Below are 7,892 nucleotides of genomic sequence, written 5' to 3' on the forward strand. Positions count from 1 at the left end.
AGGGAGCAGGCGATCGCGTCCGGATCGGTGATCTGCTGCGCCGGTACGGTGGCTCGGGCGGCGGCGCGGGCGATGCGGGTCGCGGGGCGCGAGCGCAGGTAGTACGTCGTCTTGAGCCCGGACTTCCAGGCGTAGGCGTACATCGAGGAGAGCTTGCCGATGGTCGGCGTCTCCATGAACAGGTTCAGCGACTGGCCCTGGTCCAGGAACGGGGTGCGGGCGGCGGCCATGTCGATCAGGCCGCGCTGGGGGATCTCCCAGGCCGTGCGGTAGAGCGCGCGGATCTCCTCGGGGATCCACAGGAAGTCCTGGACGGAGCCGTTGGCCTCGCGCAGCGCCTCGCGGGTGCGGGCGTCCCAGACACCGAGGTCCTTGAGGTCCTGGACCAGGTAGGAGTTGACCTGGAGGAACTCACCCGAGAGGGTCTCGCGCTTGAACAGGTTCGAGACCTGCGGCTCGATGCACTCGTACACGCCCGCGATGGACGCGATCGTCGAGGTGGGGGCGATCGCCAGCAGCAGGGCGTTGCGCATGCCGACCGCGGCGATACGTTCCCGCAGCGCCGCCCAGCGCTCGGGCCAGGTGAACTCGGCGTCGTAGTGGTCGGGGTGGAGGACGCCGCGGGCGGCGCGGGTCTGCTCCCAGGCGGGCAGCGGGCCGTTGCGCTCGGCGAGGTCGGCGGAGGCCTCGTAGGCGGCCAGCATGATCCGCTCGGCGATCCGCGTCGACAGGGCCTTCGCCTCGGGGGAGTCGAAGGGCAGGCGCAGCTTGAAGAACACGTCCTGCAGACCCATCACGCCCAGGCCGACCGGGCGCCACTTGGCGTTGGAACGGCCCGCCTGCTCGGTGGGGTAGAAGTTGATGTCCACCACGCGGTCGAGGAAGGTCACGGCGGTGCGGACGGTCTCGTCCAGCCGCTCCCAGTCGATGCCGCCGCCCTGGACGAACGCGCCGAGGTTGACCGAGCCCAGGTTGCAGACCGCGGTCTCGCCGTCGTTGGTGACCTCCAGGATCTCGGTGCAGAGGTTGGAGGAGTGGACGACGTTGCCGGGCTCGGCGGTCTGGTTCGCGGTCCGGTTGGCGGCGTCCTTGAACGTCATCCAGCCGTTGCCGGTCTGCGCCAGGGTGCGCATCATCCGGCCGTACAACTCCCGCGCGGGAATGGTCTTCTTGGCCAGGCCGGCGGCCTCGGCCTTCCGGTAGGCGGCGTCGAACTCCTCGCCCCACAGGTCGACCAGCTCGGGCACGTCGGCGGGGGAGAACAGCGACCACTGCCCGTCGGCGTTGACCCGCCGCATGAACTCGTCCGGGATCCAGTGCGCCAGGTTCAGGTTGTGGGTACGCCGGGCGTCCTCACCGGTGTTGTCCCGCAGCTCCAGGAACTCCTCGATGTCGGAGTGCCAGGTCTCCAGGTACACCGCCGCGGCGCCCTTGCGCCGGCCGCCCTGGTTCACGGCGGCCACGGACGCGTCCAGGGTCTTCAGGAACGGCACGATCCCGTTGGAGTGCCCGTTCGTCCCCCGGATGTAGGAGCCGCGGGAGCGGATGCGGGAGTAGGACAGGCCGATGCCGCCGGCGTGTTTGGAGAGGCGGGCGACCTGGTGGTAGCGGTCGTAGATGGAGTCCAGCTCGTCCTGGGGGGAGTCCAGCAGGTAGCACGCGGACATCTGCGGGTGCAGGGTGCCGGAGTTGAACAGGGTGGGGGAGGAGGGCAGGTAGTCCAGGCGGCTCATCAGGCCGTACAGCGCGGCGACTTGGTCCACCGCACGTTCCGTGCGGTCCTCCGCCAGGCCGCTCGCCACGCGCAGCATGAAGTGCTGGGGCGTCTCCACCACCTTCCGGGTGATCGGGTGGCGCAGCAGGTAGCGGCTGTAGAGGGTGCGCAGGCCGAAGTACCCGAACCGGTCGTCGGCGCCCTCCGCCACAGCGGACTCGGCCAGCGCGTCGAGCCGTTCGGCGTGGGTGCGGACGAAGTCCGCCGTGCCGCCCGCGAGGAGGCCCTCGCGGTGCCCGACCGCGACGGACTCGGTGAAGGACGTCACGCCCTGCGAGGCGGCCTCGTCCCGGATGGTGAGGGTGAGCAGCCGGGCGGCCAGCTTCGAGTACGCGGGGTCCTCGGCGATCAGGCCGGCGGCGGCCTCCGTGGCCAGCTCCCGCAGTTCCGCCTCGTCGGCCCGCGCGGACCGGCCGCGCAGCGCGGCGGCGGCCACCCGGCCCGGGTCGGCGTCGGGCAGGTCGGCGGTCAGCTCGGACAGCGTCCGCAGCAGCGCGGGCTCCAGATCCCGCTGCAGGTGCTCCTCGGTGAGCGAAACCGGGTGGCTCGGAGCCAGGGTCACGTGGTGCTCCCTCATCGGATGGAAAACGGGGCCCGGGACACAGGGGTGGCAAGGCGTGGAAAGGCAGACGCCAGTGCCCGAGGGGCCCGCTGTGCCGTGGGCGTCTCAGGTGTCGCCGAAATCAGGTGGGAGCATACATCTTGTGTCTCGCCCCGCAACGAACCCCAGATGTAGTGTCCCGTGGCGTGTTCGTTGTTCGGACAACGAACGACATCAGGGCCTGGAGCCAGGCGTGACAAGGGATGCGCGCTCTCCTCGACGGTGCCCGCCGCTGGCGCGCGGACCGGCCCCGGCCGGTCGGCAGGCGGGCTGTGACGGGCGGGGCGGAAGCGGCGCGAGCGCAAAGATGGCCGAAAGTCGTCAGTGTGCTCAGCCCCCTGCGCCGGGGGCATGCGGGTGAGGCCGGCGACGGGGCGGAACGGTGGGGGTTGCGTCATCCGGGGGACTCCTTGAGACGCGAAGAGAGGCAAGAAGGGGTGAAGGGGTCTTGCGGGCGCGGCAAAGGAGGGGGAGGGAGGAGGAGGCAGGCGGGGTCAGGTCAGTACGGCACAGCCGCGCAGTTCGAGGTCGTCGAGCCAGGCCGGCCACGAGTCCAGCACGTTCCAGCGCAGGTCCAGCTTCTCCAGCGCGGGGAGCGTGGCGAGGGCGTCCGGCAGGCGGGTCAGGCGGTTGTTGCGCAGGTCCAGATGGGTCAGCTCGGTCAATCCGGCGACGGCGTCGGGCAGTTCGCGGAGCTGGTTGTTGCGCAGGTCCAGGTGGCGCAGCCGGCGCAGTGCGCCGATGCTCGGGGGCAGCGCCGTGACCTCGTTGTCCATCAGCCGCAGCTCCCGCAGCTCCCGCAGACCGCCGAGCGTGTCGGGCAGCGAGCGCAGCCGGTTGCCCATCAGGTGGGCTTCCCGCAAGGAGTGCAAGGCGCCGAAGGAGTCCGGCAGCTCCGCCAGCTCGTTGTGGTAGAGCCGCAGCTCGCGCAGGGCCGCGAGTGCCCCGAACTCGTCCGGGAGACGGGTGAGCCGGTTGTCCGTGATGTTCAGGTAGCGCAGGCGGGAGAGCCGGCACAGGGACCGGGGGACGCTGCGCAGGGCGTTGTCGCTCAGGTACAGATAGCGGTCGAGCGAGGGCAGTTCCCCGAGATCCGGCGGGAGTTCCGGCAGCCGGTTGTGCCCGAGGTCGAGTGTGTGGAGGTGCTTCAGGCCGCTCAGCCCGGACGGCAGGGACGTCAGCTCGTTGTCGGCCAGGTTGAGCGTGCGCAGGCCGGTCAGCTCGGGGAGCCACGAAGGCGCCTCGGTCAGCCGGTTCTTGTAGAGGCTGAGCACCTCCAGACCGGTCAGGCCGCGCAGCGAGGCGGGGAGGGACGAAAGGCCCAGCGCGTCCAGCCGCAGCTCGGTCAGGGCCGGCAGCGTGCCCAGCGACTCGGGCAGGGTGCCCACGTCGTTGTAGGACAGGTCCAGGGCGCGCAGGTCGCGCAGCTCGGCGAGAGAGGACGGCACCGAGTCCACGCCCGCGCGCCGCACCGAGAGACCGGTCACCCGGCCCCGCGGGTCCTCGTCCAGGCGCGCCTTGGCGAAGAACCCGCCGTGCTCGTTCTCGTTCATGCCGTCCTTCTGGAGGTGTGCCGCGCGGCTGCGCGCGTCGAGACTAGTGCTTGCGGTGGGCGACGGGGAGCACGACGACCGCGGCGAGGGCCACCGCGGCCAGCAGGGCGATGCCCGCCCGGGCGGACGCCCCGGACGGCGTCTCGCCCATGACCGAGACCAGGACGGCCAGCCCCACCGACCCCCCGAAGTACTGGACGGTGGTGATCAGCGCCGAGCCGACGCCCTGCTGTTCGTCCAGCACCGAGGTGCCCAGGCCGTACGCCGCGGTGTACGCGATGCCCTGCCCGACGCCGCTGACCACCAGGCCGGGCAGCACCGTGAGGGCGTACGGCCCGCCGCTCGTCATCGGGAGCAGCAGGGCGACCCCGGCCGCGCCGATCGCGAAACCGGCGACGAGCGTGGGCAGCGCGCCGAAGGTCCGGGTCAGCCGGCCGGTGACCGCGCTGCCGAGCGGCGCCGTCGCGGCCAGCGGCAGGAAGGCCACGCCCGCCATGAGCGCCGAGTAGTGGTGCACGTCGTGCATGAGCAGGGTGACGACGTAGAACTCGGCGCCGAAGCTCGCCATGAACAGGGCCGCCGCCGCACAGGCGACGACGAACGGACGCCGGCGCAGCAGCGCCCGCGGGACCATGGGGTTGCCGGACCGGCGGTCGAGCCGGACGAAGCCCGCCGCGCAGACCGCCGCGACGGCCGGCGGCAGGTACTCCGCCGGACGCCCCCAGCCGCCACCGGTGACCCGGGTCAGCCACAGCACGACGAGCAGCACCGCGGCCGTGGCCAGCAGCGCACGGCCCAGGCTGAGATCCGCCCGGAACGCACCCGGCCGCACCGGCCTCGGCAGTCGCAATCCGGCCACCGCCATCGCCGCGGCCACGACCGCCACGGCCAGGAAGATCCAGCGCCACGAGGTCAGCTGGGTCAGGACACCCCCGCCGAGCACCCCCACGGCCAGGCCGGCGGCCCCGGTGGTGCTCCACACGGTCAGCGCACGGGTCTGCCGCGGCCCGGGCGGGAAGATCTGCGTCAGCAGGGACAGCGTGGCCGGTGCCAGGGCGGCTGCCCCGGCCCCCTGGAGCGCCCGGAAGACGATCAGCTGCGCGGAGCCGGCGCACAGCCCGGCCCCGAGCGAGGCCGCGGCCAGGACGCCGGCGGCGCCCAGGAAGACGCCGCGCGCCCCGAACGTGTCGACCAGGCGGCCGCACACCAGAAGCAGTCCGGCGAAGAAGACGGCGTAGGCACTGACCACCCACTGCAACGACTCGGCCGAGAAGCCCAGCGCCGTGTCGATGACGGGCAGGGCGACATAGACGATGGAGTAGTCCAGGCCGATGAGCAGCTGGGCGGTGGCGAGCAGGGCCAGCGCGCCCGCCGGTGCCGGCGGGGTGGGCAGGTCTGCTCGCCGCGCCGATTCGAGCGCGTCCGCTTCTGGTGAGGGCATGGTTCAGGATGTGCTCAAACCCAGGACCTGAGCGGCTCGTTGGTACTTGGACTCCGAGATTGGCTCGATTCCGAACCAGGACCGCAAGGATTCGGCCAGCGCCTCGATGAGCTGGATGAGCCGCGGGTCGTTGGCCATCTCCTCGTCCAGATGAGGATAGACGGGCAACTCGATCTCGCTGAAGGGCACTTCGTGCTCCTCGCCGTCGGGCCGCCGCATGCTGTGCACCCGGACCCGGTCCATCGAGCAGCGCAGGGCGTCCTTCTTGTCGATCCAGACGAAGAAGGGGTGGCGGTACTGGCGCAGGCACACCGCGGGGCTGAGGTCGTCACCGGTGATGCCGAACTTCTCCCGCAGGTGGATGCCGGGGTGCTCGATGTCCGTGCGGGCCAGCAGCCGCTTCACCGCGGCCTGGGCCTCCGGCGAGGTGGGCGCCTGCTGGATGGTGAGCTTGTCCTCGCCGTCGAAGCTGTAGCGGTGGTCGCGCCGGACGTTGTGCTCGTCCTCGGACAGCTTGAAGGCGCAGAAGGCGTGCGTCTTGATGTTGCAGGTGGTCCGCAGGACGGCGCCGGCGCGCAGCAGCCGGTAGTCGTCGGTGTCGTAGTAGACGCCGGTGTTCAGCCGGGGCTCCTTGCGGGCGTAGCTCTTCTCCGCGATCTCGGCACCCTTGACCATGGTGCCGACCTTCTCGTGCATCGTGTCCAGCCAGGCGTAGTAGTCCTCCTTGGACACGTCGTTCGGGAAGGCCAGTTTGAGCCCGAGCTGGTTGAAGACCGCGAAGTCCCCGGTGCGGGCGTAGATCGGGTCGGCTGTCGGTACCTGGGGGTTGATCATGTGCTGTCCGTGCCTTTCTGCAAGGGGTGCCGGCTAGGCCGAGGCGGCGATGTGGCCGAGGATGATGCGCAGCTTCTCGGCGAGCTGGTCCGGGGAGAACATCTCGTTGGCCGAGGGGTCGTACTTCTGGGAGTTGCTGAAGACGCTCGCGTAGTTCTTCTGGCGCGGGCCGCGCAGCACCAGCGTGCAGGTCGGGCTGGTGCGGGGCAGCAGGACGCGGTGGATCTGCGCGAAGTCGAGGCTGTAGGAGTGCCCCTGCGGCACGGCCGGGCGGTCGGCCTCCAGCAGGGGGGAGGTGCCGACGTTGACGTAGTAGTTGCCCACGGTGGCGACGTCGTTGATCTTCTCCGGGATGTACTGGTACTCGCCGAACTGCACGCCCGTCGCGTCGCGGACGAAGTTCTGGGAGGTGAGGGTGCCGAGCACGACGTGCGACCAGAAGCTGAACCGGTGGTCGTGGATCTGCTCGTCCTCGGCCTCGGCGTCGGAGTAGGGCGGGTTCCACAGGTGCAGGGTGAGCCGGTAGCCGAGGGCCGTGCCCGAGTCCACCAGGACGATCTTGTCGAAGTGGTTGGTGTGCGGGTACGAGCGCGCGGCGATGGCGGCGAGGGCCTTGTCGTCGGCGAGTATCTCCCGCAGCAGGCCGGTCATCGGGCCCGGCTGGCCGAGCTGGTGGACGAGGTCGAGGTTGGCCGCGATCGTCGGCTCGGAGCGGTCGACGGGAAGGCGGTCGAGGGTGTCCGCCACCTGGCGCAGCGACAACGGGGCGGTGGTGGGCGTCTCTTGGGCGACTACCGAGGTCATTGCCGTGTCATTCCTTGTCTGTCCGGGGAGTGCCGTCATGCGGGGTGAGCTGGTACACGCGGTCCAGCACGATCGAGTCGACCTGCATCCGCGGGTCGAGGGAGCCGAGGAACCGGTCCACCGCCGGTCTGTCGTCGACGATCACGACGCACAGCGGCAGCCGGTCGCGCAGGCCGAAGGTCCGGTGGTGCACGACGGGGCCGCCCGGGCTGAACCCCTCGATCGCGTGCAGGACGTGGGCGCCGGCGAGTCCTTGTTCCTTGGCCCTGCGCACGAGTTCCGCGTACAGCGGTCTGTGCCGCCAGAGGGTGCCGCCCCGGAGCGTGAGGGTGGCGCGGCAGGCCGGCCTGAGCCGCGGAATCCCTACGAGGTGCGCAGGGGAGGCGGAAGGTGGTCCAGGAGGTTGAGGTGGACTATCCGCCATCGGCCGTCCTTCCACTCGATCATGTTGATTCCGCAGTTGTAGAGCTTGCAGGTGAAGGAGTCGCTGTCCGATATGACCCGCATGACGGTCTTGATGAAGCCGCCGTGCGTGACGGCGAGCACCGTGGCGTCCTTCTCCCGGGCCGTGTCGGCGAGTTCGAGCAGGGCTTCGGCGGCCTGCTTCCGGAAGGTCCGGTAGCGCTCGGAGAGCGTTCCGGGCGTCCGCGGGACGGCCGGGCCGGACCACTGGGGCAGCTCCGAGGCGACGTGGAAGGTGGCCTCGGTGAGCGCGGGCGAGGTGGTGACGGGCAGGTGCAGCGCGTCGGCGAGGTGACCCGCCGTCTCCTGGGCGCGCTTGAGCGGGCTGGCGCTCAGCACGCCGACGTCCAGGCGGGTCGTGGCGTCCAGCAGCTCGTGCTCGGCCCACCAGGTCGCGAGGGCGGCGGCCTGCCGGTGGCCCAG

7 protein-coding genes are annotated in these 7,892 nt (G+C 70.9%); all 7 read right to left on the minus strand.

Annotated elements, in window-relative coordinates; translation table 11 throughout:
* Positions 1–2,336, minus strand: a 2,336-nt coding sequence (locus CCN44_RS30185) for a ribonucleoside-diphosphate reductase subunit alpha (protein ID WP_086701116.1), incomplete at its 3' end; no start/stop codon positions are given.
* A 533-nt stretch (positions 2,337–2,869) separates the two neighbouring features.
* Positions 2,870–3,928 (minus strand): leucine-rich repeat domain-containing protein, encoded by a 1,059-nt coding sequence (locus tag CCN44_RS30190; RefSeq protein WP_086701119.1) that lies wholly within the window; start codon positions 3,926–3,928, stop codon positions 2,870–2,872.
* 43 nt (positions 3,929–3,971) lie between these two features.
* On the minus strand, positions 3,972–5,369 hold the full coding sequence (locus tag CCN44_RS30195) for an MFS transporter (RefSeq protein WP_086701122.1): 1,398 nt from the start codon (positions 5,367–5,369) through the stop codon (positions 3,972–3,974).
* 3 nt (positions 5,370–5,372) lie between these two features.
* Positions 5,373–6,203, minus strand: a complete 831-nt coding sequence (locus CCN44_RS30200) for a hypothetical protein (protein WP_059249048.1) — start codon at positions 6,201–6,203, stop codon at positions 5,373–5,375.
* Positions 6,204–6,236: 33 nt separating this feature from the next.
* Positions 6,237–7,007, minus strand: coding sequence for a hypothetical protein (locus CCN44_RS30205; RefSeq protein ID WP_094374136.1), 771 nt, complete (start codon positions 7,005–7,007; stop codon positions 6,237–6,239).
* 7 nt (positions 7,008–7,014) lie between these two features.
* Positions 7,015–7,431, minus strand: coding sequence for a DUF190 domain-containing protein (locus CCN44_RS47510; protein WP_079080945.1), 417 nt, complete (start codon positions 7,429–7,431; stop codon positions 7,015–7,017).
* The coding region (locus tag CCN44_RS30215; protein WP_086701125.1) for a histidine phosphatase family protein at positions 7,371–7,892 on the minus strand (522 nt) is incomplete at its 5' end. The genes CCN44_RS47510 and CCN44_RS30215, both read right to left, overlap by 61 nt.

The sequence above is a fragment of the Streptomyces tricolor genome (assembly GCF_002155905.1).
Taxonomy (GTDB): Bacteria; Actinomycetota; Actinomycetes; order Streptomycetales; family Streptomycetaceae; genus Streptomyces; species Streptomyces tricolor.